The organism is Pantoea sp. S-LA4, assembly GCF_054482835.1.
Map to the genome: position 1 here is coordinate 4,057,474 of NZ_JBTLRC010000002.1, position 26,843 is coordinate 4,084,316.

At 54.7% G+C, this 26,843-nt stretch carries 22 protein-coding genes and 1 riboswitch; of the genes, 16 read left to right on the top strand and 6 right to left on the bottom strand.

Annotation, left to right across the window (positions count from 1 at the left end; all coding sequences use genetic code 11):
* Positions 1–42 precede the first annotated feature (42 nt).
* The 9 genes from tuf (at position 43) to rpoC (ending at position 13,674) form a co-directional block, all read left to right on the top strand.
* Positions 43–1,227 carry an elongation factor Tu gene (gene tuf / locus ACX3P5_RS19865; protein WP_167429651.1) on the top strand — a complete coding sequence of 395 codons (1,185 nt, stop codon included), beginning with the start codon at positions 43–45 and terminating at the stop codon, positions 1,225–1,227.
* Between the two features lie 229 nt (positions 1,228–1,456).
* Positions 1,457–1,840 (top strand): preprotein translocase subunit SecE, encoded by a 384-nt coding sequence (secE, locus tag ACX3P5_RS19870; protein WP_031376913.1) that lies wholly within the window; start codon positions 1,457–1,459, stop codon positions 1,838–1,840.
* 1 nt (position 1,841) lies between these two features.
* A complete protein-coding gene (nusG, locus tag ACX3P5_RS19875; RefSeq protein WP_003848088.1) occupies positions 1,842–2,387 on the top strand; it encodes a transcription termination/antitermination protein NusG in 546 nt (181 codons plus the stop codon).
* 147 nt (positions 2,388–2,534) lie between these two features.
* Positions 2,535–2,963 carry a 50S ribosomal protein L11 gene (rplK, locus tag ACX3P5_RS19880; protein ID WP_006121495.1) on the top strand — a complete coding sequence of 143 codons (429 nt, stop codon included), beginning with the start codon at positions 2,535–2,537 and terminating at the stop codon, positions 2,961–2,963.
* 3 nt (positions 2,964–2,966) lie between these two features.
* Positions 2,967–3,671: a 50S ribosomal protein L1 gene (gene rplA, locus ACX3P5_RS19885; RefSeq protein ID WP_031376914.1), complete on the top strand. Its 705-nt coding sequence runs from the start codon at positions 2,967–2,969 to the stop codon at positions 3,669–3,671.
* A 365-nt stretch (positions 3,672–4,036) separates the two neighbouring features.
* The gene (rplJ, locus tag ACX3P5_RS19890) at positions 4,037–4,534 is read left to right on the top strand and encodes a 50S ribosomal protein L10 (protein ID WP_003848098.1); all 498 of its coding nucleotides are present in this window, start codon (positions 4,037–4,039) and stop codon (positions 4,532–4,534) included.
* Positions 4,535–4,600: 66 nt separating this feature from the next.
* Positions 4,601–4,963: a 50S ribosomal protein L7/L12 gene (rplL, locus tag ACX3P5_RS19895; protein WP_006121499.1), complete on the top strand. Its 363-nt coding sequence runs from the start codon at positions 4,601–4,603 to the stop codon at positions 4,961–4,963.
* Positions 4,964–5,294: 331 nt separating this feature from the next.
* Positions 5,295–9,323 (top strand): DNA-directed RNA polymerase subunit beta, encoded by a 4,029-nt coding sequence (gene rpoB, locus ACX3P5_RS19900; protein WP_336757288.1) that lies wholly within the window; start codon positions 5,295–5,297, stop codon positions 9,321–9,323.
* 127 nt (positions 9,324–9,450) lie between these two features.
* Positions 9,451–13,674 carry a DNA-directed RNA polymerase subunit beta' gene (gene rpoC / locus ACX3P5_RS19905; RefSeq protein ID WP_233985609.1) on the top strand — a complete coding sequence of 1,408 codons (4,224 nt, stop codon included), beginning with the start codon at positions 9,451–9,453 and terminating at the stop codon, positions 13,672–13,674.
* A gap of 60 nt (positions 13,675–13,734) precedes the next feature.
* Here the strand turns inward: rpoC and ACX3P5_RS19910 are convergent, their stop codons facing one another.
* Complete coding sequence (locus ACX3P5_RS19910; RefSeq protein WP_233985607.1) at positions 13,735–13,914, bottom strand: DUF1127 domain-containing protein; 180 nt, start codon at positions 13,912–13,914, stop codon at positions 13,735–13,737.
* A 173-nt stretch (positions 13,915–14,087) separates the two neighbouring features.
* On the opposite strand from ACX3P5_RS19910, the gene ACX3P5_RS19915 reads away from it, so the two are divergent.
* Positions 14,088–15,557, top strand: coding sequence for an aminotransferase-like domain-containing protein (locus ACX3P5_RS19915; protein ID WP_458969161.1), 1,470 nt, complete (start codon positions 14,088–14,090; stop codon positions 15,555–15,557).
* A gap of 189 nt (positions 15,558–15,746) precedes the next feature.
* Here the strand turns inward: ACX3P5_RS19915 and thiE are convergent, their stop codons facing one another.
* The 3 genes from thiE to rsd all read right to left on the bottom strand — a co-directional run bounded on the left by thiE (position 15,747) and on the right by rsd (position 19,138).
* The gene (thiE, locus tag ACX3P5_RS19920) at positions 15,747–16,379 is read right to left on the bottom strand and encodes a thiamine phosphate synthase (protein WP_458969162.1); all 633 of its coding nucleotides are present in this window, start codon (positions 16,377–16,379) and stop codon (positions 15,747–15,749) included.
* A gap of 2 nt (positions 16,380–16,381) precedes the next feature.
* Positions 16,382–18,304 (bottom strand): phosphomethylpyrimidine synthase ThiC, encoded by a 1,923-nt coding sequence (gene thiC, locus ACX3P5_RS19925; protein WP_293001016.1) that lies wholly within the window; start codon positions 18,302–18,304, stop codon positions 16,382–16,384.
* Between the two features lie 86 nt (positions 18,305–18,390).
* Positions 18,391–18,491: riboswitch (TPP riboswitch) on the bottom strand.
* Positions 18,492–18,631: 140 nt separating this feature from the next.
* A complete protein-coding gene (gene rsd / locus ACX3P5_RS19930) occupies positions 18,632–19,138 on the bottom strand; it encodes a sigma D regulator (protein ID WP_233985604.1) in 507 nt (168 codons plus the stop codon).
* Positions 19,139–19,227: 89 nt separating this feature from the next.
* Here rsd and nudC point away from each other — a divergent pair, with 89 nt between their 5' ends.
* From nudC to ACX3P5_RS19960, 6 genes are all read left to right on the top strand, one after another.
* Positions 19,228–19,998: an NAD(+) diphosphatase gene (gene nudC, locus ACX3P5_RS19935; protein WP_458969163.1), complete on the top strand. Its 771-nt coding sequence runs from the start codon at positions 19,228–19,230 to the stop codon at positions 19,996–19,998.
* Positions 19,999–20,038: 40 nt separating this feature from the next.
* A complete protein-coding gene (hemE, locus tag ACX3P5_RS19940) occupies positions 20,039–21,106 on the top strand; it encodes a uroporphyrinogen decarboxylase (RefSeq protein WP_233985602.1) in 1,068 nt (355 codons plus the stop codon).
* Positions 21,107–21,108: 2 nt separating this feature from the next.
* Complete coding sequence (nfi, locus tag ACX3P5_RS19945; RefSeq protein WP_233985601.1) at positions 21,109–21,777, top strand: deoxyribonuclease V; 669 nt, start codon at positions 21,109–21,111, stop codon at positions 21,775–21,777.
* Between the two features lie 63 nt (positions 21,778–21,840).
* Positions 21,841–22,431 carry a YjaG family protein gene (locus ACX3P5_RS19950; protein WP_031376924.1) on the top strand — a complete coding sequence of 197 codons (591 nt, stop codon included), beginning with the start codon at positions 21,841–21,843 and terminating at the stop codon, positions 22,429–22,431.
* 188 nt (positions 22,432–22,619) lie between these two features.
* Positions 22,620–22,892, top strand: coding sequence for a nucleoid-associated protein HU-alpha (hupA, locus tag ACX3P5_RS19955; protein ID WP_003850136.1), 273 nt, complete (start codon positions 22,620–22,622; stop codon positions 22,890–22,892).
* A gap of 69 nt (positions 22,893–22,961) precedes the next feature.
* Positions 22,962–23,624 (top strand): DUF1481 domain-containing protein, encoded by a 663-nt coding sequence (locus tag ACX3P5_RS19960; protein ID WP_458969164.1) that lies wholly within the window; start codon positions 22,962–22,964, stop codon positions 23,622–23,624.
* A gap of 35 nt (positions 23,625–23,659) precedes the next feature.
* Here ACX3P5_RS19960 and purD read toward each other — a convergent pair whose 3' ends face one another.
* Both purD and purH read right to left on the bottom strand, forming a co-directional pair.
* The gene (gene purD / locus ACX3P5_RS19965) at positions 23,660–24,940 is read right to left on the bottom strand and encodes a phosphoribosylamine--glycine ligase (protein ID WP_233985599.1); all 1,281 of its coding nucleotides are present in this window, start codon (positions 24,938–24,940) and stop codon (positions 23,660–23,662) included.
* An 18-nt stretch (positions 24,941–24,958) separates the two neighbouring features.
* Positions 24,959–26,548: a bifunctional phosphoribosylaminoimidazolecarboxamide formyltransferase/IMP cyclohydrolase gene (purH, locus tag ACX3P5_RS19970; protein ID WP_458969165.1), complete on the bottom strand. Its 1,590-nt coding sequence runs from the start codon at positions 26,546–26,548 to the stop codon at positions 24,959–24,961.
* Positions 26,549–26,843 lie beyond the last annotated feature (295 nt).

Here is a 26,843-nt window from a genome sequence, read left to right on the forward strand (position 1 = left end):
TGATGATATCTTTGATATATCCGTGTCTTAGAGGGACAAGCGATGGCTAAAGAGCAATTTCAACGTAACAAACTGCACGTAAACGTGGGCACCATCGGTCACGTTGACCACGGTAAAACCACCCTGACTGCAGCTATCACCACCGTTCTGGCTAAAACTAATGGCGGCCAGGCGCGTGCATTCGATCAAATCGACAGCACGCCTGAAGAAAAAGCGCGTGGTATCACCATCAACACCGCACACGTTGAGTATGAGACGGCTTCTCGTCACTATGCTCACGTTGACTGCCCAGGCCACGCCGACTATGTGAAAAACATGATCACCGGTGCTGCGCAGATGGACGGCGCGATCCTGGTTGTTGCTGCGACTGATGGCCCGATGCCACAGACCCGTGAGCACATCCTGCTGGGTCGTCAGGTTGGCGTTCCTTACATCATCGTGTTCCTGAACAAGTGCGACATGGTTGATGATGAAGAGCTGCTGGAGCTGGTTGAGATGGAAGTCCGTGACCTGCTGTCACAGTACGATTTCCCAGGCGACGACACTCCAATCGTTCGTGGTTCTGCGCTGAAAGCGCTGGAAGGCGAAGCGGAGTGGGAAGCGAAAATCATCGAGCTGGCTGAACACCTGGATAACTACATCCCGGATCCAGTCCGTGCGATCGATATGCCGTTCCTGCTGCCAATCGAAGACGTATTCTCAATCTCTGGCCGTGGTACTGTTGTTACCGGTCGTGTTGAGCGCGGCATCGTTAAAGTCGGCGACGAAGTTGAAATCGTGGGTATCAAAGATACTGCGAAATCAACCTGTACCGGTGTTGAGATGTTCCGTAAGCTGCTGGACCAGGGTCAGGCAGGCGAAAACTGTGGTGTTCTGCTGCGCGGTATCAAGCGTGAAGACATCCAGCGTGGCCAGGTTCTGGCTAAGCCAGGTACTATCAAGCCACACACCCAGTTCGAGTCAGAAGTTTACGTTCTGTCTAAAGACGAAGGTGGCCGCCATACTCCGTTCTTCAAAGGTTATCGTCCACAGTTCTACTTCCGTACTACTGACGTAACGGGCTCAGTAGAGCTGCCAGAAGGCGTGGAAATGGTAATGCCAGGCGACAACATCAAAATGGTTGTTACCCTGATCCACCCAATCGCTATGGACGAAGGTCTGCGCTTCGCAATCCGTGAAGGTGGCCGTACCGTTGGTGCGGGTGTTGTTGCTAAAGTTATCGCTTAATTATCGATAACGTTTGACGCAATGCACACGAAAAGGGCATCATTTGATGCCCTTTTTGCACGCTGCTTCATAGAACCTGGCTCATCAGTGATTTTCGATCATAATCATTGCTGAGACAGGCTCTGTTATGCGGCGTAGGAGACCGAGTTACGCCCCAAAAGCTCATTCGGTTTGGATGCCTCGCACTGCGGGGCAGAATAGTTTCTGAATTATTGTGGCAGGTTGGTTTATGAGTGCGAATACCGAAGCTCAAGGGAGCGGGCGCGGCCTGGAAGCGGTAAAGTGGGTAGTAGTCGTGTTACTGCTACTTGCAGCGATTGTAGGTAACTACCTCTATCGTGATGTGACACTGCCTCTGCGCGCATTAGCTGTAGTTGTGCTGATTGCAGCGGCCGGCGGCATTGCGCTTTTAACGACCAAAGGCAAAGCAACCGTGGCTTTTGCTCGTGAAGCAAGAACCGAAATGCGTAAGGTTATCTGGCCAACCCGCCAGGAGACGCTGCACACCACGTTAATCGTTGCCGCGGTTACCGCCGTGATGTCACTGATTTTGTGGGGGCTGGATGGTATTCTGGTCCGTCTGGTATCGTTTATCACTGGCCTGAGGTTCTGAGATGTCTGAAGCTCCAAAGAAACGCTGGTACGTCGTACAGGCGTTTTCCGGTTTTGAAGGCCGCGTAGCACAGTCGCTGCGCGAGCATATCAAATTGCACAACATGGAAGAGCTGTTTGGCGACGTCATGGTTCCGACTGAAGAAGTCGTTGAAATTCGCGGTGGCCAGCGTCGTAAGAGCGAGCGCAAGTTTTTCCCGGGTTACGTTCTGGTCCAGATGGTCATGAATGACGCCAGCTGGCACCTGGTTCGCAGCGTTCCGCGCGTGATGGGTTTCATTGGCGGCACCTCTGACCGTCCGGCACCTATCAGCGACAAAGAAGTCGATGCGATCATGAACCGTCTGCAGCAGGTCGGCGATAAGCCGCGTCCGAAAACGCTGTTCGAGCCAGGTGAAATGGTTCGCGTTAACGACGGTCCGTTTGCTGACTTTAACGGCGTAGTTGAAGATGTGGATTACGAGAAGAGCCGTCTGACGGTGTCCGTCTCCATCTTTGGTCGTGCAACACCGGTTGAACTCGACTTCGGTCAGGTGGAGAAAGGTTAACCTCTTTCCGCTCACAATTTAGCTGTTGCAGCAGGCGCGAAATTTAACTACAATTTCGCGCCTTTTGTTTTTATGCGCTGACAACAGCGTGTGAATCGTTATCACGGGGAGCCTTTTCAGGCGCTATAACCCATTTGAGGAAATATCATGGCTAAGAAAGTCCAGGCCTACGTCAAGCTGCAGGTTGCAGCTGGTATGGCGAACCCAAGTCCACCGGTTGGTCCAGCACTGGGTCAGCAGGGTGTTAACATCATGGAATTCTGCAAAGCGTTCAACGCTAAGACCGAATCTTTAGAGAAAGGTCTGCCGACTCCTGTTGTTATTACTGTATACAGCGACCGTTCTTTTACCTTCATTACCAAAACGCCTCCGGCTGCTGTACTGCTGAAAAAAGCAGCAGGCATCAAGTCTGGTTCTGGTAAGCCGAACAAAGATAAAGTCGGTAAAGTGACTCGTGCTCAGGTACGTGAAATCGCAGAAACTAAAGCTGCGGACATGACTGGTTCTGACGTTGAAGCGATGACTCGCTCCATCGAAGGTACTGCTCGTTCCATGGGCCTGGTAGTAGAGGACTAAGAAATGGCTAAGCTGACCAAGCGCATGACCGTAATTCGCGACAAAGTTGACGCGACCAAGCAGTACGACATTGCTGAAGCGATCGCTCTGCTGAAAGAACTGGCGACTGCCAAGTTCGTTGAAAGCGTTGACGTTGCTGTAAACCTCGGCATCGACGCGCGTAAATCTGATCAGAACGTGCGCGGCGCGACCGTTCTGCCACACGGTACTGGTCGTTCAGTACGTGTTGCTGTCTTCGCCCAGGGCGCTAACGCTGAAGCTGCTAAAGCAGCCGGCGCTGAGCTGGTAGGTATGGAAGACCTGGCCGATCAGATCAAGAAAGGCGAAATGAACTTTGACGTTGTTATTGCTTCTCCGGATGCAATGCGCGTTGTTGGCCAACTGGGCCAGGTTCTGGGTCCACGTGGCCTGATGCCAAACCCGAAAGTCGGTACTGTAACCCCTAACGTTGCTGAAGCGGTTAAGAACGCTAAAGCAGGTCAGGTTCGTTATCGTAACGACAAAAACGGCATCATCCACACTACCATCGGTAAAGTGGACTTCGACGCTGACAAACTGAAAGAAAACCTGGAGTCCCTGCTGGTTGCGCTGAAAAAAGCGAAACCTTCACAGGCGAAAGGCGTGTACATCAAGAAAGTTAGCCTTTCAACCACCATGGGCGCCGGCGTTGCCGTTGACCAGGCGGGTCTGAACGCAACAGCAAACTAATTGCTGCTTGAAACGGGCGAAAAATTCACCTAGAATCTTACGCCCGTTGTTCTGTTAATAACAGAACCGATACCAGAGAGTCAGAACCGGTCGCTGCGTTTATCGCCTTCCCGCTTTGAACCCTGCTGCATCAAACAGAATTTAGGTTGGAGCCAGGCCTTATCCTGGCCTCCGTCCAAGACCGCAGGAGCGGCTTATCTTCGGATATTTCGCTTAATTCCCTGCGTAGACGGTGACAGAACCAAAAGAATTTTTTCTTAGCTGGATTCTGCTCACCGTGTTCGAGCGCTTATTTCCCTTCGGGTGAGTAAGTGAAGTGAGTTCCGGGGAAATCCTTCCCCGGTCAAATCCAGGAGCAAAAGCTAATGGCATTAAATCTTCAAGACAAACAAGCGATTGTTGCTGAAGTCAGCGAAGTAGCCAAAGGCGCGCTTTCAGCGGTTGTTGCGGATTCCCGTGGCGTTACCGTTGATAAAATGACCGAACTGCGTAAAGCAGGTCGTGAAGCTGGCGTTTACATGCGTGTTGTTCGTAACACCCTGCTGCGCCGCGTCGTTGAAGGTACTCAGTTCGAGTGCCTGAAAGACACGTTTGTTGGTCCGACCCTGATTGCATATTCTATGGAACACCCGGGCGCTGCTGCTCGTCTGTTCAAAGATTTCGCGAAAGCGAATGCAAAATTTGAGGTCAAAGCTGCAGCCTTTGAAGGTGAGCTGATCACGGCGGCTAATATTGACCGTCTGGCAACTCTGCCGACCTACGAAGAAGCACTGGCACGTCTGATGTCGACCATGAAAGAAGCCGCTGCTGGCAAACTGGTCCGCACTCTGGCTGCTGTACGCGATGCAAAAGAAGCGGCTTAAGGCCAGATTCTTTTTCTTCGTACTTGCTAACGTATAAACTTTTTCTGATTCTTAGGAACAATTGTCATGTCTATCACTAAAGACCAAATTCTGGAAGCTGTTGCAGCTATGTCCGTAATGGAAGTAGTTGAGCTGGTTTCTGCTATGGAAGAAAAATTCGGCGTTTCTGCTGCTGCTGCTGTAGCTGTTGCTGCTGGCCCGGCTGAAGCTGTTGAAGAAAAAACTGAATTCGACGTTATCCTGAAAGCTGTTGGCGCGAACAAAGTAGCAGTAATCAAAGCCGTACGTACTGCAACTGGTCTGGGCCTGAAAGAAGCCAAAGATCTGGTTGAAGCAACTGGCGTAATCAAAGAAGGCATCAGCAAAGATGACGCAGCTGCACTTGAAGCTGCTCTGAAAGAAGCTGGCGCTGAAGTTGAAGTTAAGTAAGACAACCTTCGGGTTGCAGTCTGAGTAGTTTCAGGCTGATGGCTGGTGACTTTTTGGTCACCAGCCTTTTTGCGCTACAGGGCCTCAATGGGGTTTCACACTGTTTGTCCATTGTTGCTCTTCTCAATATCTTTCTCTATCGACGACTTAATATACCGCTTTCCTGTGCGGGTTCCCTGCCCTCGCAAAAGCGATGAAATGATTTAAGCGTGATAGAAAGAGGTATTGCACTGCTGCTGCGCAGCCAGTGAAACAAACAAAATCGTGTTGCATGAACTGTCCTGTCAGGACGGACAGCGTGGGTCGACTTGTCAGCTAGCTGAGGAACCCTATGGTTTACTCCTATACCGAGAAAAAACGTATTCGTAAGGATTTTGGTAAACGTCCGCAAGTTCTGGACATACCTTATCTCCTTTCCATCCAGCTTGATTCGTTCCAGAAGTTTATCGAGCAAGATCCAGAAGGTCAGTACGGACTGGAAGCTGCATTCCGTTCCGTCTTCCCTATCGCCAGCTACAGCGGCAACTCTGAGTTGCAGTATGTGAGCTATCGTTTAGGTGAGCCTGTCTTTGACGTGAAAGAGTGTCAGATCCGTGGCGTGACCTATTCGGCACCGCTGCGCGTGAAACTGCGTCTGGTGATCTATGAGCGCGAAGCGCCAGAAGGCACCGTAAAAGACATTAAAGAACAAGAAGTCTACATGGGCGAGATTCCGCTCATGACCGACAACGGTACCTTTGTTATCAATGGTACCGAGCGCGTTATCGTTTCTCAGCTGCACCGTAGTCCTGGCGTGTTCTTTGACAGCGATAAGGGTAAAACCCACTCATCGGGTAAAGTGCTGTATAACGCACGTATCATCCCTTACCGTGGTTCATGGCTCGACTTTGAGTTTGACCCGAAAGATAACCTGTTCGTCCGTATTGACCGTCGTCGTAAGCTGCCGGCCAGTATCATCCTGCGCGCACTGCATTACACCACCACTGAAATCCTCGATATCTTCTTCGAGAAAGTGGTGTTTGAAATCCGTGACAACAAGCTGCAGATGGAACTGGTGCCTGAGCGCCTGCGCGGTGAAACCGCTACCTTCGATATCGAAGCTAACGGCACCGTCTACGTCGAAAAAGCACGCCGTATTACTGCGCGCCATATCCGTCAGCTGGAAAAAGATGGCATTCAGCACATCGAAGTCCCGGTTGAATATATCGCGGGCAAAGTGGTCTCTAAAGATTATATCGATGAGAGCACCGGTGAGCTGATCATTGCGGCCAACATGGAGCTGTCGCTGGATCTGCTGGCTAAGCTGAGCCAGGCGGGTCACAAGCGCATCGAAACGCTGTTCACTAACGATCTGGACCACGGTCCTTATATCTCCGAGACCCTGCGTGTCGACCCAACCAGCGATCGCCTGAGCGCACTGGTTGAGATCTACCGCATGATGCGTCCTGGTGAGCCGCCAACGCGTGAAGCTGCAGAGAACCTGTTTGAGAACCTGTTCTTCTCTGAAGATCGTTACGATCTCTCTGCGGTCGGCCGCATGAAGTTTAACCGTTCATTGCTGCGTGATGAAATCGAAGGTTCAGGCATCCTGAGCAAAGAAGACATCATCGAAGTGATGAAGAAGCTGATCGACATCCGTAACGGTAAAGGCGAAGTGGACGATATCGACCACCTCGGTAACCGTCGTATTCGTTCAGTCGGTGAGATGGCTGAGAACCAGTTCCGTGTGGGTCTGGTGCGTGTTGAGCGTGCGGTTAAAGAGCGTCTGTCACTGGGCGACCTCGATACCCTGATGCCACAGGACATGATCAACGCCAAGCCGATTTCGGCGGCGGTGAAAGAGTTCTTTGGTTCAAGCCAGCTCTCTCAGTTTATGGATCAGAACAACCCGCTGTCAGAGATTACGCACAAACGTCGTATCTCTGCACTTGGCCCAGGTGGTCTGACTCGTGAGCGTGCCGGCTTCGAAGTGCGTGACGTACACCCAACGCACTACGGTCGTGTCTGCCCAATCGAAACCCCTGAAGGTCCGAACATCGGCCTGATCAACTCCTTGTCTGTCTATGCACAGACCAACGAGTACGGTTTCCTTGAAACACCTTATCGTCGTGTTATCGATGGTTTAGTGTCTGACGAGATTCACTACCTCTCCGCTATCGAAGAGGGTAACTACGTTATCGCTCAGGCGAACGCCTCGCTTGATGAGAACGGCGCGTTCGTTGATGACCTGGTCACCTGCCGTAGCAAAGGCGAGTCGAGCCTGTTCAGCCGCGATCAGGTTGACTACATGGACGTTTCCACCCAACAGGTGGTTTCTGTCGGTGCATCACTGATCCCGTTCCTGGAACACGATGACGCCAACCGCGCCCTGATGGGTGCGAACATGCAACGTCAGGCCGTTCCGACTCTGCGTGCTGATAAGCCGCTGGTTGGTACCGGTATGGAACGTGCTGTTGCGGTTGACTCCGGTGTAACCGCCGTAGCGAAACGTGGCGGTACCGTACAGTACGTTGATGCATCCCGTATCGTTATCAAAGTTAACGAAGACGAAATGCACGCTGGCGAAGCCGGTATCGACATCTACAACCTGACCAAATATACCCGTTCTAACCAGAACACCTGCATCAACCAGATGCCATGTGTTTCTCTGGGTGAGCCGGTTGAGCGCGGCGACGTGCTGGCAGATGGCCCGTCCACCGACCTCGGTGAACTGGCGCTGGGCCAGAACATGCGTGTCGCGTTCATGCCGTGGAACGGCTACAACTTCGAAGACTCCATTTTGGTCTCCGAGCGTGTGGTTCAGGAAGATCGCTTCACCACTATTCACATCCAGGAACTCGCCTGTGTGTCGCGTGACACCAAGCTGGGGCCAGAAGAGATCACTGCCGATATCCCGAACGTGGGTGAAGCAGCGCTGTCTAAACTGGATGAATCCGGCATCGTCTATATCGGTGCTGAAGTGACCGGTGGTGACATTCTGGTGGGCAAGGTAACGCCGAAAGGTGAAACCCAGCTGACGCCGGAAGAAAAACTGCTGCGCGCTATCTTCGGTGAAAAAGCCTCTGACGTGAAAGATTCGTCACTGCGCGTACCGAACGGCGTGTCAGGCACCGTGATCGACGTTCAGGTCTTTACCCGCGATGGCGTGGAAAAAGACAAACGTGCACTTGAAATCGAAGAGATGCAGCTGAAGCAGGCCAAGAAAGACCTGTCTGAAGAACTGCAGATTCTGGAAGCGGGCCTGTTCAGCCGTATCCAGAGCGTGCTGATTTCCGGTGGCGTTGAAGCAGACAAACTGGACAAGCTGCCGCGTGAGCGCTGGCTGGAACTGGGTCTGACTGACGAAGCTAAGCAAAACCAGCTGGAGCAGCTGGCAGAGCAGTACGACGAACTGAAACACGAGTTTGAGAAGAAGCTCGAAGGTAAGCGTCGTAAGATCACCCAGGGCGATGATCTGGCACCAGGCGTGCTGAAAATCGTTAAGGTTTATCTGGCCGTTAAGCGTCAGATTCAGCCGGGTGACAAAATGGCAGGTCGTCACGGTAACAAAGGTGTTATCTCCAAGATCAACCCGATCGAAGATATGCCTTACGATGAACACGGCACGCCGGTTGACATCGTACTGAACCCGCTGGGCGTACCGTCACGTATGAACATCGGTCAGATCCTTGAAACCCACCTGGGTATGGCAGCGAAAGGCATCGGCGAGAAGATCAACGCCATGCTGAAGAAGCAGGAAGAGGTCGCGAAACTGCGCGAATTCATCCAGCGCGCTTACGACCTGGGCACCGACGTACGTCAGAAAGTTGATCTGAATACGTTCACCGACGACGAAGTTCTGCGTCTGGCTGAGAACCTGAAAAAAGGTATGCCAATCGCCACTCCGGTGTTTGACGGCGCGAAAGAGAGCGAAATCAAAGAGCTGTTACAGCTCGGCGGTCTGCCTTCTTCTGGTCAGATTACCCTGTTTGACGGCCGTACCGGTGAGCAGTTCGAACGTCAGGTAACCGTTGGCTACATGTACATGCTGAAACTCAACCACCTGGTTGATGACAAGATGCATGCGCGTTCAACCGGTTCCTACAGCCTGGTTACTCAGCAGCCGCTGGGTGGTAAGGCACAGTTCGGTGGTCAGCGCTTCGGTGAGATGGAAGTGTGGGCGCTGGAAGCATACGGCGCCGCGTATACCCTGCAGGAAATGCTTACCGTTAAGTCTGATGACGTCAACGGCCGTACCAAGATGTATAAAAACATCGTTGACGGCAACCATCAGATGGAACCGGGCATGCCAGAATCGTTCAACGTACTGTTGAAAGAGATTCGCTCGCTGGGTATCAACATCGAGCTGGAAGACGAGTAACCCCGATTCAGGCGGCGGGTCACTGCCGCCTGAAAGCGCAGGGTTAAGCGCTCGCAATTGTACTGGTTATGGGGCGTTCAATTTCGGTTGGACGCCCCCTGAGTCTCACTCCGACGGGAGCTAATCCGTGAAAGACTTACTTAAGTTTCTGAAAGCGCAAACTAAAACCGAAGAGTTTGATGCGATCAAAATTGCGCTGGCTTCGCCAGACATGATCCGTTCCTGGTCTTTCGGTGAAGTGAAAAAGCCGGAAACCATTAACTACCGTACTTTCAAGCCAGAGCGCGATGGTCTGTTCTGTGCCCGTATCTTCGGGCCGGTAAAAGACTACGAGTGCCTGTGCGGAAAGTATAAGCGCCTGAAACACCGTGGTGTGATTTGTGAGAAGTGCGGCGTTGAAGTGACCCAGACTAAAGTACGCCGTGAGCGTATGGGCCACATCGAACTGGCGTCGCCGACTGCGCACATCTGGTTCCTGAAGTCACTGCCATCGCGTATCGGCTTACTGCTGGATATGCCGCTGCGTGACATCGAGCGCGTGCTCTACTTTGAATCTTACGTGGTTGTCGAAGGTGGCATGACCAACCTCGAGAAGCGCCAGATTCTGACTGAAGAGCAGTACCTTGACGCACTGGAAGAGTTCGGTGACGAGTTCGACGCCAAAATGGGCGCCGAAGCGATCCAGGCCCTGTTGAAAAACATGGATCTGGAGCAGGAGTGCGAGCAGCTGCGTGAAGAGCTGAACGAAACCAACTCTGAAACCAAGCGTAAAAAACTGACCAAGCGTATCAAGCTGCTGGAAGCGTTCGTGCAGTCTGGCAACAAGCCAGAGTGGATGATCCTGACCGTGCTGCCTGTACTGCCGCCGGATCTGCGTCCGCTGGTACCGCTGGACGGTGGCCGTTTTGCTACGTCGGATCTGAACGATCTTTATCGTCGTGTGATCAACCGTAACAACCGTCTGAAGCGCCTGCTGGATCTGGCTGCGCCAGATATCATCGTACGTAACGAAAAACGTATGCTGCAGGAAGCGGTCGATGCTCTGCTGGATAACGGTCGTCGCGGTCGTGCGATCACCGGTTCCAACAAGCGTCCGCTGAAATCGCTGGCTGACATGATCAAAGGTAAGCAGGGTCGTTTCCGTCAGAACCTGCTGGGTAAACGTGTCGACTATTCTGGTCGTTCGGTTATCACCGTGGGTCCATACCTGCGCCTGCATCAGTGCGGTCTGCCGAAGAAAATGGCACTCGAACTGTTCAAACCGTTCATTTACGGCAAGCTGGAACTGCGTGGCCTCGCCACCACCATCAAAGCCGCGAAGAAAATGGTTGAGCGCGAAGAAGCGGTTGTCTGGGATATCCTCGACGAAGTGATCCGTGAGCACCCGGTTCTGCTGAACCGTGCGCCTACGCTGCACCGTCTGGGTATTCAGGCGTTTGAACCGGTTCTGATCGAAGGTAAAGCGATCCAGCTGCACCCGCTGGTTTGTGCGGCTTATAACGCCGACTTCGATGGTGACCAGATGGCTGTTCACGTACCGCTGACGCTGGAAGCCCAGCTGGAAGCGCGTGCGCTGATGATGTCGACCAACAACATTCTGTCTCCAGCGAACGGCGAGCCAATCATCGTTCCTTCACAGGACGTTGTTCTGGGTCTGTACTACATGACCCGCGACAAAGTGAACGCCCGCGGCGAAGGCATGGTGCTGACCGGCCCGAAAGAAGCTGAGCGTGTTTATCGCGCTGGCCTGGCTGAGCTGCATGCCCGCGTTAAAGTTCGTATCACTGAATACAGCAAAAACGAGCAGGACGAATTCGTTCCGAAAACCAGCATTATCGACACCACCATTGGTCGTGCGATTCTGTGGATGATCGTACCGCAAGGTCTGCCGTACTCCATCGTCAACCAGGCGCTGGGTAAAAAAGCGATCTCCAAAATGCTGAACACCTGTTACCGCATTTTGGGCCTGAAGCCGACCGTTATCTTTGCTGACCAGACCATGTACACCGGTTTTGCTTACGCTGCCCGTTCAGGCGCGTCAGTCGGCATCGACGACATGGTTATCCCGGCCAAGAAAGTGGAAATCATCTCTGAAGCGGAAGCCGAAGTGGCTGAGATTCAGGAACAGTTCCAGTCAGGTCTGGTTACCGCCGGCGAACGTTACAACAAAGTCATCGATATCTGGGCTGCGGCAAACGAACGTGTTGCTAAAGCGATGATGGAAAACCTCTCAACCGAAACCGTGATCAACCGTCATGGCGAAGAAGAGAAACAGGTTTCCTTCAACAGCATCTTTATGATGGCTGACTCCGGTGCGCGTGGTTCTGCTGCACAGATTCGTCAGCTGGCCGGTATGCGTGGTCTGATGGCGAAGCCAGATGGCTCCATCATCGAAACACCTATCACGGCAAACTTCCGTGAAGGGTTGAACGTACTTCAGTACTTCATCTCAACCCACGGTGCACGTAAAGGTCTGGCGGATACCGCACTGAAAACTGCGAACTCCGGTTATCTGACGCGTCGTCTGGTTGACGTTGCTCAGGATCTGGTCGTTACCGAAGACGATTGTGGTACGCACGAAGGCATCATGATGACTCCGGTCATCGAAGGTGGCGACGTTAAAGAGCCACTGCGTGAACGTGTACTGGGTCGTGTAACTGCTGAAGACGTACTGAAGCCTGGCACCGCTGACATTCTGGTTCCACGTAACACCCTGCTCGATGAGCACTGGTGTGACGTGCTGGAACTGAACTCAGTCGACAGCCTGAAAGTCCGTTCGGTAGTAGGTTGTGAAACCGACTTTGGTGTTTGTGCACACTGCTACGGTCGCGACCTGGCACGTGGTCACATCATCAACAAAGGTGAAGCGATCGGTGTTATCGCAGCACAGTCCATCGGTGAGCCAGGTACACAGCTGACGATGCGTACGTTCCACATCGGTGGTGCGGCATCTCGTGCGGCTGCTGAATCCAGCATTCAGGTGAAGAACAAAGGTACCATCAAGCTGACCAATGCCAAGTCGGTAACCAACTCGGCTGGCAAGCTGGTGATCACCTCGCGTAACGTTGAACTGAAAATGATCGACGAATTTGGTCGTACCAAAGAGAGCTATAAAGTTCCTTACGGTGCCACCATGGCGAAAGGTGATGGTGAGCAGGTTGCAGCGGGCGAAACTGTCGCAAACTGGGATCCGCACACCATGCCGGTTATCACCGAAGTGGGCGGTTTCATTCGCTTCACCGACATGATTGATGGCCAGACGATCACCCGTCAGACAGATGACTTAACCGGTCTCTCCTCGCTGGTGGTTCTGGACAGCGCCGAGCGTACTGCGGGCGGTAAAGATCTGCGTCCTGCACTGAAAATCGTTGATGCCAACGGCAACGACGTTCTGATCCCGGGCACCGATATGCCGGCTCAGTACTTCCTGCCAGGTAAAGCGATTGTTCAGCTGGAAGATGGCGTTAAGATCAGCGCAGGTGACACCCTGTCGCGTGTTCCGCAGGAATCTGGCGGTACCAAAGATATTACCGGTGGTCTGCCACGCGTTGCCGACCTGTTCGAAGCGCGTCGTCCGAAAGAGCCAGCAATTCTGGCCGAGATCAGCGGTATTATCTCGTTCGGTAAAGAGACCAAAGGTAAGCGTCGTCTGGTGATTACACCGCTGGATGGTAGCGAGCCGTACGAAGAGATGATTCCGAAATGGCGTCAGCTGAACGTGTTCGAAGGTGAACGTGTTGAGCGCGGTGACGTGGTTTCCGATGGCCCGGAATCTCCACATGACATCCTGCGCTTGCGCGGCGTGCATGCGGTGACCCGTTATATCACTAACGAAGTGCAGGAAGTTTACCGTCTGCAAGGCGTTAAGATTAACGATAAGCACATCGAAGTCATCGTTCGTCAGATGCTGCGTAAAGCAACCATCATGAGCGCAGGAAGTGCAGACTTCCTCGAAGGTGAGCAGGCTGAATTCTCTCGCATCAAGATTGCTAACCGCGATCTGGAAGCGAACGGAAAAGTTGGCGCTACCTTCATGCGTGACCTGCTGGGTATCACCAAAGCGTCACTGGCAACCGAATCGTTCATCTCTGCCGCATCGTTCCAGGAGACCACTCGTGTCCTGACCGAAGCTGCAGTAGCAGGCAAGCGCGACGAACTGCGCGGCCTGAAAGAGAACGTAATCGTGGGTCGTTTGATCCCGGCCGGTACCGGTTACGCTTACCATCAGGATCGTATGCGCCGCAAAGCGGCAGGCGAAGTGCCGGTTGCACCGCAGGTCACTGCGGATGAAGCCTCAGCCAGCCTGGCCGAGTTGCTGAACGCCGGTCTTGGCGGTAACAACGACGAGTAATTGTCGCTGGTGAAATAAAAAACCCTGCCTCGGCAGGGTTTTTTTTTGGCTTCAGTACAGCTATTTCCAGTCATCGCGACCGAGGCCGATATCTTTCAGCTGCCCGTCGCTGAGCTTCGACAGAATGAGGCGGGTTTCACGCCGGCACTGCCAGCGTTTAAAGCTGCGCCACAGATAACGCACCAGCGTATAAGGGGTGCCTGTAAACGGTTTTCCCGCGCGATTTTCATCATATCCCATTGTCCGGTCCTCATTGAATTGCCTGAGACCATTTTGTTGGGAATGCGCTGTATGATACAGATGCAAAATTCACCTTTATTTAACATACAGATTGCTGGGAAACCGATCTGAATGGTAATAATAGTGGCTAACTGTACTGGTTAAGACTTTGCTAAACGAAGAGAGAGGATACGATGACCCGCTATGAACATCTGGCAACGCTGCTGGCACAGAGTATTGAACAGGGCCTGTACCGCAGCGGTGAGCGTCTCCCTTCGGTACGCAGCCTTAGCGCCGAGCATGGCGTCAGTATCAGCACGGTCCAGCAGGCGTATCACCTGCTGGAAGAGAAGCAGATGATCACGCCCCAGTCGCGTTCAGGTTATTTCGTCGCGTCGCGGAAAGCGACACCGCCGATACCGGCACTGACTCGGCCTGCGCAGCGTCCGGTTGAAGTGACCCAATGGGATGCGGTACTGGAGTTGATCAACAGTCGTCTGGACAACGATGTGCTTCAGCTGGGCAGTGGCATGCCGGATCTGACCCAGCCGACGATTAAACCGCTGTGGAAGGCATTCAGCCGCCAGGCCCAGAAGCAGGAAATGGCGTTACTCAACTATGACAACCTGTATGGCGTGCTGGAACTGCGGCAACAGGTGGCACGTCTGGCGATCGACAGCGGCTGTCAGCTCACTGCGGATGACATCGTGATTACCACCGGCTGTCATGAAGCGTTATCGGTGGCGGTACGCGCGGTCTGCGAGCCCGGCGATATCATTGCGGTGGAGTCACCCTCTTTTCACGGCATCATGCAGACGCTGCGCGGCTTTGGCATCCGCGCCATTGAAATCCCCACCGATGCGGTCACCGGCATCAGTCTGGAAGCGCTGGAACTGGCCTTTGATCAGTGGCCCATTAAAGCAGTGGTCGTGGTGCCGAACTGTAATAACCCGCTGGGTTTCATCATGCCGGAACCGCGCAAACGCGCGCTGCTGACGCTGACACAACGTTTTGACGCCGCAGTAATTGAAGATGACGTCTATGGTGAACTTGCCTGGGAATATCCGCGTCCGCCGACCATTAAAGCGCTGGATCTGGATGGCCGGGTTCTGCTCTGCAGCTCCTTTTCTAAAACCCTGGCGCCCGGTTTACGGGTTGGCTGGGTAGCACCGGGCCGCTACCGGGACCGCGTTCTGCATATGAAGTACATCGTTACCGGTTCTACCGCCACGCAGCCGCAACATGCGGTGTCCGAGTTTATTCGTCAGGGCCATTATCAACCTCATCTGCGGCGGATGCGGCAAATCTACCATCGCAATTATGAAATTTTCAGTTGCTGGGTACGGCACTACTTCCCCTGCGGTATATGTGTTTCCCGACCTCAGGGCGGTTTTCTGATGTGGATTGAGTTGCCCGAACCCTTTGATGCGGTGCGGCTCAATCGCGAGTTGCATGAATCTAAAATCCAGATTGCCGTAGGCTCGCTGTTTTCTGCCTCGGGTAAATACCGTAACTGCCTGCGCTTAAATTATGGCTTGCCGATCAATGATCACACTGAACAGGCGCTGGCAAAAGTGGGAGCCGCCGTTGAGCGGGCGATGCGCGCCTGCCAGCATGATGATCTCCCCATTGCCTTAGCGTCCGATCTGCTGGTGGCTAAATAAGGAAGAAGCAGGGCCAGAAAGAGGGAGGGAACTGGCCCTGGTCAGATAACGATCACCTGACGACCGTTACCGTAAGCCGTAGGCCGATGCCGCGCCAGCAACTGAATGAATCGCTGCGCGCGGCCTTCCTGCTTTTTCGCTGTCGTTACAGTACGTTGATTATTTTTGCGGCAGGTTACTCAGTCATACTCATGCAAACGGCCCCGGTTCGGCCAGTGCCAGCAGAATACGGGTCGCCTCACGCCAGTCATCTGCCTGAGTAATGGCGCTGACCACCGCAATACTGCCGACGCCCGTCGCCAGCACCGCTGGCGCGCGATCCACAGAGATACCGCCAATCGCCACGGTGGGAATGTCTGACAGTCGCGCCAGATGTCGCTGCAGTTCCGCCAGTCCCTGTGGTGCCGAGGGCATCTCTTTGGTCCGGGTCGGGAAAATGTGGCCCAGCGCGATATAAGAGGGCTGAATAGCCAGGGCACGATCCAGTTCGGCATCATCATGGGTAGAAATACCGAGCCGTAGTCCGGCCTGGCGGATCTGCGCCAGGTCTGCCACCTCCAGATCTTCCTGGCCCAGATGCACACCGTAGGCGTGATGTTTAATCGCCAGCCGCCAGTAGTCATTGATAAACAGGCGCGCATCGTAGCGTTTGCCCAGCGCAATCGCCTGGGCGACAGCGGCTTCGGCGGCCTCGTCCGGCTGGTCTTTGATGCGCAGTTGCAGAGTACGGACGCCCGCGTCCAGCAGGCGTTCGATCCAGTCAACGCTATCGACTACCGGATAAAGCCCAAGGCGCGGCGCGGTAGCAGGAAATGCAGTCATTGTTACTCCTCCTTCATGGCATCGGCGGGGTGGTAAAGCTCACCACCGCGGCGGCGAAATTGTTCAGACATCTGAGCCATACCCACCTCAATCGGCTCAGCGCTGGCTTGCTGGCGTGCGGCAAAATCCCGCACCTCCTGCGATATTTTCATTGAGCAGAACTTTGGGCCGCACATTGAACAGAAATGCGCCACCTTGCCTGACTCCTGCGGCAGGGTTTCATCATGCATGGCGCGCGCGGTATGGGGATCGAGCGCCAGATTAAACTGATCTTCCCAGCGAAATTCAAAGCGCGCTTTTGACATCGCGTTATCGCGGATCTGCGCACCCGGATGGCCTTTGGCGAGATCGGCGGCATGAGCGGCAATCTTGTAGGTGATCAATCCCTGCTTCACATCCTCTTTATTTGGCAGCCCAAGATGCTCTTTGGGGGTGACATAACAGAGCATGGCGCAGCCAAACCAGCCAATCATGGCGGCACCGATACCTGATGTAATGTGGTCATAGCCGGGCGCAATGTCAGTAGTGAGCGGCCCAAGCGTATAGAAGGGCGCTTCATGGCAATGGTCGAGCTGCTCCGTCATGTTGCGGCGGATCATATGCATCGGGACGTGGCCGGGGCCTTCAATCATCACCTGCACATCATATTCCCAGGCGATCTTTGTCAGCTCTCCCAGCGTACGCAGTTCGGCAAATTGCGCTTCGTCATTCGCATCCTGAATCGAGCCTGGACGTAAACCATCACCCAGCGACAGTGAGACATCGTAGGCGGCACAGATTTCACAGATTTCGCGGAAATGCTGATAGAGAAAGCTCTCCTGATGATGCGACAGGCACCATTTCGCCATGATCGATCCGCCGCGCGAGACAATACCGGTCAACCGTTTTGCCGTCATCGGCACATAGCGCAGCAGCACGCCAGCATGGATGGTGAAGTAATCAACCCCTTGTTCCGCCTGTTCAAGCAGCGTATCGCGGAACACCGCCCAGTTAAGCGCTTCGGCCACGCCGTTCACTTTCTCCAGCGCCTGATAAATCGGCACTGTGCCGATCGGCACCGGGCTGTTTCGCAAAATCCACTCGCGCGTTTCATGAATATTCCGGCCGGTAGAGAGATCCATTACCGTATCGGCACCCCAGCGCGTTGACCAGACCAGCTTTTCGACCTCCTCCTCAATCGATGAGCTGACCGCTGAATTGCCGATGTTGGCATTTACCTTGACCAGAAAGTGACGGCCGATAATCATCGGTTCCGATTCAGGATGGTTAATGTTGGCGGGGATAATGGCCCGACCCGCGGCCACTTCCTGACGGACAAATTCGGGCGTGATGTTATCCGGCAGTTGCGCGCCAAAACTATGGCCGGGATGCTGTTGCAGCAAAATCTGGTCGCGGATTCGCTCACGGCCCATATTCTCTCGCAGGGCGATAAACTCCATTTCCGGCGTAACGATGCCCTGACGCGCATAATGCATCTGTGTGACGCAACGGCCGGTAAGGGCGCGGCGCGGCACAGGCAGCGCGTTAAAACGCAGATGATCGAGGCTTTCATCCGCCAGACGCTGCTGGGTATAGCCTGAACTGCGCTGCGGCAGTGGCTGGCTGTCATGACGTTCTTCGATCCAGCCGGCACGCAGTTTCGTCAGTCCGCGATGCAGATCGATCTGCGCGGCGGGATCGCCATAGGGGCCGGCGGTATCATAGACCGGCACCGCATCATTCGGCTCATAGCGCGGCTGATCCTGGCTGCCACCGATGTGGGTCGGGCTGAGCCTGATTTCGCGCATTGGCACGCGAATATCCTCCCGGCTGCCGGTGATCCAGATACGTTCAGAACGGGGGAACGCGTTGCCGCCTTGCAGTGAATCGATAAATTCCTGGGCCTGGGCACGCTGTTCACGACGGGTCATTTTTGAGTCAGACATAGCAATCTTCCAGTTGAGTGGGAATGATGCTTGTCCGGAGTTCGGCAGGAGTAACAGCACGGGCAGCGCAAAACACTGGCGTACTGGCAATATTTACTCTTGTTCCCTTCGCAGGTTCTAACCTGATCAGGTTCCGCGGATCCCGAATTAACGGTCTCAGCCCAATTGGGCACTCCGACAAGAAGACGTTTTACGCTGCGCCGATAGGCACCGGCTTAAAACGATAACTTTTAAACAGAAAAAAGGTTCATCAGGCCTGAGCCGCCAGAACCCTTTCAGCATAAAAGGGCTGTAACAGAATCACAACCCCTTTACCGGTGATTAAGGTTACGCCGGACGAGCCATCTGGCTGTCATTGGCTACCGGCGGGGGGGCCAGATGGTTGTCCCATGCCAGCTGGATCAGCTTATCTTCCAGCGTGAAGCGCGCTTCCAGCACTTCACCAACTTCAGACAACGCCTGCTGGAACGTCATGCAGTTATCGTCATCGATCGCCTGCTGCAAATGGCCATCGTACAGTTGCATCAGGCGCTCGGTGTTGGCTTCCAGCGGCGGGTAAACCTGGGCCGCTGCGATCATCGGGCTGTCACCGCTCATCTCGCTGATGATGCGTTCATAAATACTAAAGTGACCGGCGGAGAGATAATCGACCAGGCCATGACAGAAGTTATCCAGCGCCTGCTCATCGAGGCGGGTCAGAGCTTCTTTTTTCGGTTTCAGGCCGACCAGATGGTAATAGGTCACTAACAGCTGGCGACGGGCTTCCAGCCACGAATCGACCAGTTCGTTACTGCCACCTACGCGTTCGGCCAGGACGTCTAACTGGTTAAGCATATCTAACTCCATGTGAGTTATAGTTGTTTATCTACACACTTAACATCAGGACTTCAGCGTGCGAGTTGACGCTAAGGATGACGAAATAAATGCAATGCGAAATCTCAAGCGTAGACGCTGGATGGTGGATTGTCAGCCACGAGCAGAAACTTTGGTTGCCACAAGGTGATTTACCCCACGGAAGCGCCGAAAATTTCGGTCTGACTGGCACGAAAGCCCGACTGATTGGCGAGTGGCAGGGGGAAAACGTCTGGCTGATTTGCGAGCCGCGTTCAGAAAGCATGTTCTCGGTGCGGCAACTGATCGATCTGGATGTCGGGCTGTTTCAGCTGGCAGGTCGCGGCGTGCAGCTGGCGGAGTTCTACCGTTCGCATCGCTGGTGCGGCTACTGCGGCCACGAAATGCACCACAGTAAACATGAATTTGCCTGCCTGTGCAGCCATTGTCGCGAGCGATATTATCCGCAGATTGCGCCCTGCATCATCGTAGCGATCCGCCGTGGCGACCAGATCCTGCTGGCTAATCATGCCCGCCACCGCAATAAGGTCTATACCGTGCTGGCCGGTTTCGTCGAAGTGGGCGAGACGCTGGAGCAGGCGGTGGCGCGGGAAGTGATGGAAGAGAGCAACATCCGCGTTAAAAACGTGCGCTATGTCACCTCTCAGCCGTGGCCCTTCCCGCAGTCGCTGATGACGGCCTTTATGGCGGAGTATGACAGCGGCGATCTGCAACATGACGGCAAAGAGCTGTTAGATGCCGCCTGGTTCCGTTTTGATGCCTTACCTTTGCTGCCGCCACCGGGCACCGTGGCGCGTCGCCTGATTGAAGATACCGTCGCCCTGTGCCGCGCCGGAGCGTGAAAGTGCTACACTACACGCCTGAAATTGAGAGAGTAATAAGATGAGTGAACTGAAGAACGACCGTTATTTGCGTGCCCTGTTGCGTCAGCCAGTTGATGTGACGCCGGTGTGGATGATGCGCCAGGCCGGACGCTATTTGCCGGAATACAAAGCGACGCGCGCCGAAGCCGGTGATTTTATGTCGCTGTGTAAAAATGCCGAGCTGGCCTGTGAGGTAACGCTGCAGCCGCTGCGCCGTTATCCGCTGGATGCGGCCATCCTCTTCAGTGACATCCTGACCATCCCGGATGCGATGGGGCTGGGCCTCTATTTCGAAACCGGCGAAGGTCCACGCTTCTCGAATCCGATTACCTGTCGGGCTGATGTCGAGCGCTTGCCGGTGCCCGATCCGGAAATGGAGCTGGGCTACGTGATGAACGCGGTGCGTACCATCCGTAAAAGCCTGAACGGTGACCTGCCGCTGATCGGTTTTACCGGCAGCCCGTGGACGCTGGCGACCTACATGGTGGAAGGCGGCAGCAGTAAGGCGTTTACCAAAATCAAAAAGATGATGTATGCCGATCCGGCCACACTGCATGCAATGCTGGATAAACTGGCGGACAGCGTCATCCTCTATCTCAACGCCCAGATTCGTGCTGGCGCCCAGTCGGTGATGGTATTTGATACCTGGGGCGGCGTACTGACCGGCCGCGATTACCGTGAGTTCTCGCTGCACTACATGCACAAAATCGTCGACAACGTGCTGCGTGAAAATGACGGCCGACGCGTGCCGATTACCCTGTTTACCAAAGGGGGCGGTCAGTGGCTGGAAGCGATGGCGGAAACCGGCTGTGATGCGCTGGGCCTCGACTGGACCACGGATATCGACGATGCACGTCGTCGTGTTGGCGATAAAGTCGCGCTGCAGGGCAACATGGACCCTTCAATGCTGTATGCGCCGCCCGCCCGTATCGAACAGGAAGTCGCCGGGATTCTGGAGCGCTTCGGCAACGGCACCGGTCATGTTTTCAACCTCGGTCACGGGATTCATCAGGACGTTCCGCCAGAAAACGCGGGCGTATTTGTAGAAGCCGTGCACCGTTTGTCACGTCCTTTCCATCAGGAGTAACTATGGATATTGCCGCACTTCGCGCTGAGCAGTTGCAACGCGCCGCTGATGTGGTGCGTGAAGATGATTTTGACGTCTTGCCGCCACGCTTTATCGGCGGGGCGGATGTGGGGTTTGAGCAGGAAGGCGCGGTCACCCGGGCGGCGCTGGTGGTGCTTGAATATCCCTCGCTAACGCTGGTGGAGCATCGCATTGCGCGCATTGAGACCACCATGCCGTACATTCCCGGCTTTCTCTCCTTCCGTGAGTATCCGGCGTTAATGGCGGCATGGCAGATGCTGGAGCAGAAGCCGGACCTGCTGTTTGTCGACGGTCACGGCATCTCGCATCCCCGGCGGCTCGGCGTGGCGTCGCACTTTGGTCTGCTGGTGGATGTCCCGACCATCGGCGTAGCGAAACGCCGCCTGTGCGGCCGATTTGCCGAACTGGATGCGCAGCCGGGCAGCCGTCAGCCACTGATGGATAAAGGTGAGCAGATCGGCTGGGTCTGGCGCAGCAAGCAACGTTGCAATCCGCTGTTTGTCGCCACCGGCCATCGCGTCAGTCTGGATACTGCGCTGCACTGGGTTGAAAACTGTACGCGCGGCTACCGTTTGCCGGAGCCAACCCGCTGGGCAGATGCGGTTGCCTCGAATCGTCCGGCTTTCCAGCGCTGGCAAAACGCGCTTTAACACTGTTTGTGCTGCGCTTTTGCAGTTACACTGCCGCCAGCGAAACGAATAAGAGCCACCTTTATGTTACAAAATCCCGTTCATCTGCGTCTGGCGAAGCTGGAAAGCTGGCAGCATCTTACTTTTATGGCCTGCCTGTGCGAGCGCATGTATCCCAACTATCGGGCATTCTGCGAGCAGACCGAATTTGCCGATCCGGCACTCTATCGCCGTATTCTTGATCTGATCTGGGAAAACCTGACGGTCAAAGATGCGAAGATAAACTTCGACAGCCAGCTGGAAAAACTCGAAGCCGCCATTCCTGATGGCGATGCATTTGAGGTTTACGGCGTATATCCGGCGATTGATGCCTGTGTGGCGTTAAGCGAAGTGGTTCATGCGCAGCTGAGCGGCGACACTCTTGAGCACGCAATTGAAGTCAGTGAGACTTCAATTACCACCGTTGCCATGCTGGAAATGACCCAGGCTGGACGCGAAATGACCGACGAAGAGCTTCGTGAAAACCCGGCCATCATCGATGAATGGGACCTCCAATGGGAGATTTTCCGACTGCTCGCCGAGTGCGAAGAGCGTGACCTTGAATTGATCAAAGGTCTGCGATCGGACCTGCGTGAAGCGGGAATTAGCAACATCGGTATAAATTTCCAGCAGTAAGGCGACAAAACGTGACTTCAGGCCCGAATTAGCGCGCCTGGAGGCTTCACATCAGCCCCCTCTCTGGTCTACATTTGGGGGGCTGAAAATTGTGGCTATCGGTGCGTGCAGGCTGAAGAGTGCCAGAATATGGCTTTTCCCTCGCACTCGTTGCTTAGCAAGCGATAAATACACTTTAAGGATAACTTATGAACAAGACTCAACTGATTGATGTGATCGCAGAAAAAGCTGACCTGTCTAAAACCCAGGCAAAGGCAGCGCTGGAATCTACTCTGGCTGCGATCACTGAGTCTCTGAAAGATGGTGATGCTGTACAACTGGTTGGTTTTGGTACTTTTAAAGTGAACCACCGCGCTGAGCGTACCGGTCGTAACCCGCAGACTGGCAAAGAGATCAAAATCGCTGCAGCAAATGTACCGGCATTCGTGTCTGGTAAAGCGCTGAAAGACGCCGTTAAGTAAGACGTCGCACTGCGGTTAAGCTTTAAAACAGGGGGCGATTCGCCCCTTTTGTTTAAGGGGCCTGCCATCATGACCACGCTGTTTCAGCGTTTTTCCGCCCTGTCTCTCTCCTTGTTTCTTTTTGGTTGCAGCTCCACGCCCGACATTCCTCCTTTTTCTGCCAGTGGTTACCTTGCTGACCGGGGCGTCGTACGCATCTGGCGCAAGAATAATGACCATCAGTCCGTCCACATCCGTACCATCTTTACGCCATTTTCCGGTAGTGAAGGCGAGGTTACCGATTATATCTGGCTGGAACAGGCGTTAATCAGCGTTCATCGTCAGGTTAAAGGTGAGCAACCCGATGATGTCACCTTGCGTTTCGACCAGGAAGGCGGCCTCAACTTCATGCAGCGGCAGCTGGCTGACCGGCGTGAAGCCGTCAGTGCGGATTCGGTCGCTCTGTATAAATTCGATGCCCAACGGATGCGCAACGTCAGCGATGCGCTGCTCAGCGGTCAGATATTCCTGCGACAGGGATACTGGTCAGGCGGCAATCTGGTTAAGAGCTGTGAAGGCCAGCAGGTCAGGCCCGCTTTTGATGCCGATGCGTTACGGACGCTGGCGCAGCAGCAGCGTGGATCGGCCAGGCCGCTGATGGTGTCGTGGCTGGAAGCGCCGGAAGGGGTGCAGCTATTGCGGATCAGTCAGCAGGATGACTGCGCACAGCAGCCGAAAGAAGACGATATGTAAGCCGAAGAAAAAGGGGCACTCTGTGCCCCTTTAACTTATTTGCGATTGATGGCGCGGTAGCCAATATCGCGACGGCAGAAACTGCCCTGCCAGGAGATGGGCTGTGCCAGTTGATAAGCCCGCTGCTGCGCAGCCGCAACATCGTCGCCCAGCGCCGTGACGCACAGCACCCGGCCACCGTGGGTGAGCACTAAATCGTCTTCCAGACGTGTTCCGGCGTGGAATACTTTGCCATCCTCAACTTCTTCCAGCGGCAGACCATGGATCTGATCGCCCTGTTGGTAATCGCCAGGATAGCCGCCCGCCGCCAGCACTACGCCCAGTGAAGGTCGCGGGTCCCACTCAGAGGTCTTCTGATCCAGCGTACCGGCACAGGCCGCCAGACAAAGATCGACCAGATCCGACTGCAGGCGCAGCATGATCGGCTGAGTTTCCGGATCGCCAAAGCGGCAGTTAAATTCGATCACTTTCGGCTGACCGGCCTGATCGATCATCAAACCTGCATAGAGAAAGCCGGTGTAGACGTTACCTTCAGCGGCCATACCGCGCACTGTCGGCCAGATCACCTGATCCATAACGCGCTGGTGGATCTCATCGGTGACCACCGGTGCAGGGGAATAAGCACCCATTCCGCCAGTGTTCGGGCCGGTGTCGCCATCGCCAACACGTTTGTGATCCTGGCTGGTGGCCATTGGCAGTACATGCTCGCCATCGACCATCACGATGAAACTGGCTTCTTCACCGTCGAGAAATTCTTCGATCACAATACGATGGCCCGCATCGCCAAAGGCGTTGCCAGCCAGCATATCCTGAACCGCCGCTTCCGCTTCCTGTAGCGTCATCGCCACAATCACCCCTTTGCCCGCCGCCAGACCATCCGCTTTAATCACGATCGGCGCGCCTTTCTCACGCAGATAGGCCAGCGCAGGTTCAACCTCGGTGAAGTTCTGATAGGCCGCACTCGGGATCTGATGGCGAGCAAGGAAATCCTTGGTGAAGGCTTTCGATCCTTCCAGTTGAGCCGCTGCCTGTGTCGGGCCAAAAATGTTCAGGCCTGCGGCGCGAAAGGCATCAACCACGCCCGCCACCAGTGGCGCTTCAGGGCCGACGATGGTCAGGTCGATGGCTTCACGTTGGGCAAAGGCCAGCAGGGCAGGGATGTCAGTGGCAGCGATCGCCACGTTCTGCAGCGCGGGCTCTAATGCGGTGCCAGCGTTGCCCGGTGCCACAAACACAGTTTCTGCCAGCGGAGACTGCGCCGCTTTCCAGGCTAATGCGTGCTCACGTCCGCCATTGCCAATTACTAAAATTTTCATTTATCACTCTCCAGACGATTAATGGCGGAAGTGGCGCATATCGGTAAAGATCATCGCGATGCCATGCTCATCGGCTGCGGCGATCACTTCGTCATCACGGATTGAGCCGCCAGGCTGAATCACGCAGCTGATACCCACCGCCGCCGCCGCATCGATGCCATCGCGGAACGGGAAGAAAGCGTCAGACGCCATGGCCGAGCCTTTCACTTCCAGCCCTTCATCGCCCGCTTTGATACCGGCAATCTTCGCGGAATAGACGCGGCTCATCTGACCGGCGCCAATACCGATAGTCATGTTGTCGCGCGCATAAACAATGGCGTTAGACTTAACGAATTTCGCCACTTTCCAGCAGAACAGCGCATCGCGCAGCTCCTGTTCGGTGGGCTGGCGTTTGCTGACCACGCGAAGCTGGCTGGCATCGACCATCCCGAGATCGCGATCCTGCACCAGTAAGCCGCCATTAACCCGTTTAAAGTCCAGCGCTGCCACGCGGTTTTGCCACTGGCCGCAGATCAGCACCCGGACATTCTGTTTGGTCGCGGTAATTTTCAGCGCGGCCTCGGAAACCGCTGGCGCAATGATCACTTCGACAAACTGACGGCTGATAATGGCCTGAGCAGTCGCTTCATCCAGCTCGCGGTTAAAGGCGATGATGCCGCCAAACGCGGAGGTGGGATCGGTCTGCCAGGCGCGCTCATAGGCTGTCAGCAGTGAATCACCGACCGCGACGCCGCAAGGGTTGGCATGTTTGACGATGACACAGGCGGGCTCGCTGAACTCTTTAACGCACTCCAGTGCCGCATCGGTATCAGCGATGTTGTTATAGGAGAGCGCTTTGCCCTGAACCTGCTGCGCGGTCGCGACGGAGGCTTCCACGACATTCTCTTCTATATAGAAGGCTGCATCCTGATGGCTGTTTTCGCCATAACGCATATCCTGCTTCTTAATGAAGTTCAGGTTAAGGGTGCGCGGGAAGCGACCGGCTGGCTGGCTGCGTTCACCGTGATAAGCCGGCACCAGTGATCCGAAGTAGTTCGCGATCATGCTGTCGTAGGCCGCCGTGTGCTCGAAGGCTTTAATGGCGAGGTCGAAGCGGGTTTCAAGGGTCAGGGCATTCTGGTTGGCGTCCATCTCGGCCACGATAGCCTCGTAGTCGCTGCTCTTCACGACGATCGCCACATCTTTATGGTTCTTGGCCGCAGAGCGCACCATCGTCGGGCCTCCGATGTCGATGTTCTCAACAGCATCTTCCAGTGAGCATCCTTCACGTGCCACCGTCTGGGCAAAGGGATAGAGGTTTACCACCACCATGTCGATTGGGCTGATGTCGTGCTGCGCCATGATGGCATCATCCTGGCCGCGACGACCGAGAATGCCGCCGTGCACTTTCGGGTGCAGGGTTTTGACGCGTCCATCCATCATTTCCGGGAAGCCGGTGTAGTCAGAGACTTCAGTGACAGGCAGGCCCGCATCTGCCAGCAGGCGAGCGGTGCCACCTGTGGAGAGCAGCTCGACACCGCGGTCAGCGAGCGCCTGAGCAAATTCGAGGATACCGGCTTTGTCAGACACACTGAGCAGAGCGCGGCGTACAGGACGACGTTGTTGCATGGTGGTTTTATCCCTTGGCTTTGTTTCGCGTATATAAGAGCGTTACATCAAGCTTAACGATCCTTCCTTTGCTTATATAAGAAGAAAAGATCGAAAACTTCAGGTAACGCCCCGAAAAGGGGCATCCGTTACGTCGCCGGGCATTGTAGCGAAAACGTTTGCGTGATGCTCGCCTAAATTCGTTATGCCCGATGAATGTGGATAACTTTGTGTGTAACTGCGTATAACAGAGGGTTTTGCTGTGGAATGCAGCGAACAGTCTTTTTTATGCAATTTACTGGTTGCGCCTGCCGAA

Bases quoted from the DNA above. Each gene is read 5' to 3' on its own strand.
- tuf (WP_167429651.1), top strand. From the start codon at position 43: ATGGCTAAAGAGCAATTTCAACGTAACAAACTGCACGTAAACGTGGGC.
- secE (WP_031376913.1), top strand. From the start codon at position 1,457: ATGAGTGCGAATACCGAAGCTCAAGGGAGCGGGCGCGGCCTGGAAGCG.
- nusG (WP_003848088.1), top strand. From the start codon at position 1,842: ATGTCTGAAGCTCCAAAGAAACGCTGGTACGTCGTACAGGCGTTTTCC.
- rplK (WP_006121495.1), top strand. From the start codon at position 2,535: ATGGCTAAGAAAGTCCAGGCCTACGTCAAGCTGCAGGTTGCAGCTGGT.
- rplA (WP_031376914.1), top strand. From the start codon at position 2,967: ATGGCTAAGCTGACCAAGCGCATGACCGTAATTCGCGACAAAGTTGAC.
- rplJ (WP_003848098.1), top strand. From the start codon at position 4,037: ATGGCATTAAATCTTCAAGACAAACAAGCGATTGTTGCTGAAGTCAGC.
- rplL (WP_006121499.1), top strand. From the start codon at position 4,601: ATGTCTATCACTAAAGACCAAATTCTGGAAGCTGTTGCAGCTATGTCC.
- rpoB (WP_336757288.1), top strand. From the start codon at position 5,295: ATGGTTTACTCCTATACCGAGAAAAAACGTATTCGTAAGGATTTTGGT.
- ACX3P5_RS19910 (WP_233985607.1), bottom strand. From the start codon at position 13,914: ATGGGATATGATGAAAATCGCGCGGGAAAACCGTTTACAGGCACCCCT.
- ACX3P5_RS19915 (WP_458969161.1), top strand. From the start codon at position 14,088: ATGACCCGCTATGAACATCTGGCAACGCTGCTGGCACAGAGTATTGAA.
- thiE (WP_458969162.1), bottom strand. From the start codon at position 16,379: ATGACTGCATTTCCTGCTACCGCGCCGCGCCTTGGGCTTTATCCGGTA.
- thiC (WP_293001016.1), bottom strand. From the start codon at position 18,304: ATGTCTGACTCAAAAATGACCCGTCGTGAACAGCGTGCCCAGGCCCAG.
- rsd (WP_233985604.1), bottom strand. From the start codon at position 19,138: ATGCTTAACCAGTTAGACGTCCTGGCCGAACGCGTAGGTGGCAGTAAC.
- nudC (WP_458969163.1), top strand. From the start codon at position 19,228: ATGCAATGCGAAATCTCAAGCGTAGACGCTGGATGGTGGATTGTCAGC.
- hemE (WP_233985602.1), top strand. From the start codon at position 20,039: ATGAGTGAACTGAAGAACGACCGTTATTTGCGTGCCCTGTTGCGTCAG.
- nfi (WP_233985601.1), top strand. From the start codon at position 21,109: ATGGATATTGCCGCACTTCGCGCTGAGCAGTTGCAACGCGCCGCTGAT.
- ACX3P5_RS19950 (WP_031376924.1), top strand. From the start codon at position 21,841: ATGTTACAAAATCCCGTTCATCTGCGTCTGGCGAAGCTGGAAAGCTGG.
- hupA (WP_003850136.1), top strand. From the start codon at position 22,620: ATGAACAAGACTCAACTGATTGATGTGATCGCAGAAAAAGCTGACCTG.
- ACX3P5_RS19960 (WP_458969164.1), top strand. From the start codon at position 22,962: ATGACCACGCTGTTTCAGCGTTTTTCCGCCCTGTCTCTCTCCTTGTTT.
- purD (WP_233985599.1), bottom strand. From the start codon at position 24,940: ATGAAAATTTTAGTAATTGGCAATGGCGGACGTGAGCACGCATTAGCC.
- purH (WP_458969165.1), bottom strand. From the start codon at position 26,548: ATGCAACAACGTCGTCCTGTACGCCGCGCTCTGCTCAGTGTGTCTGAC.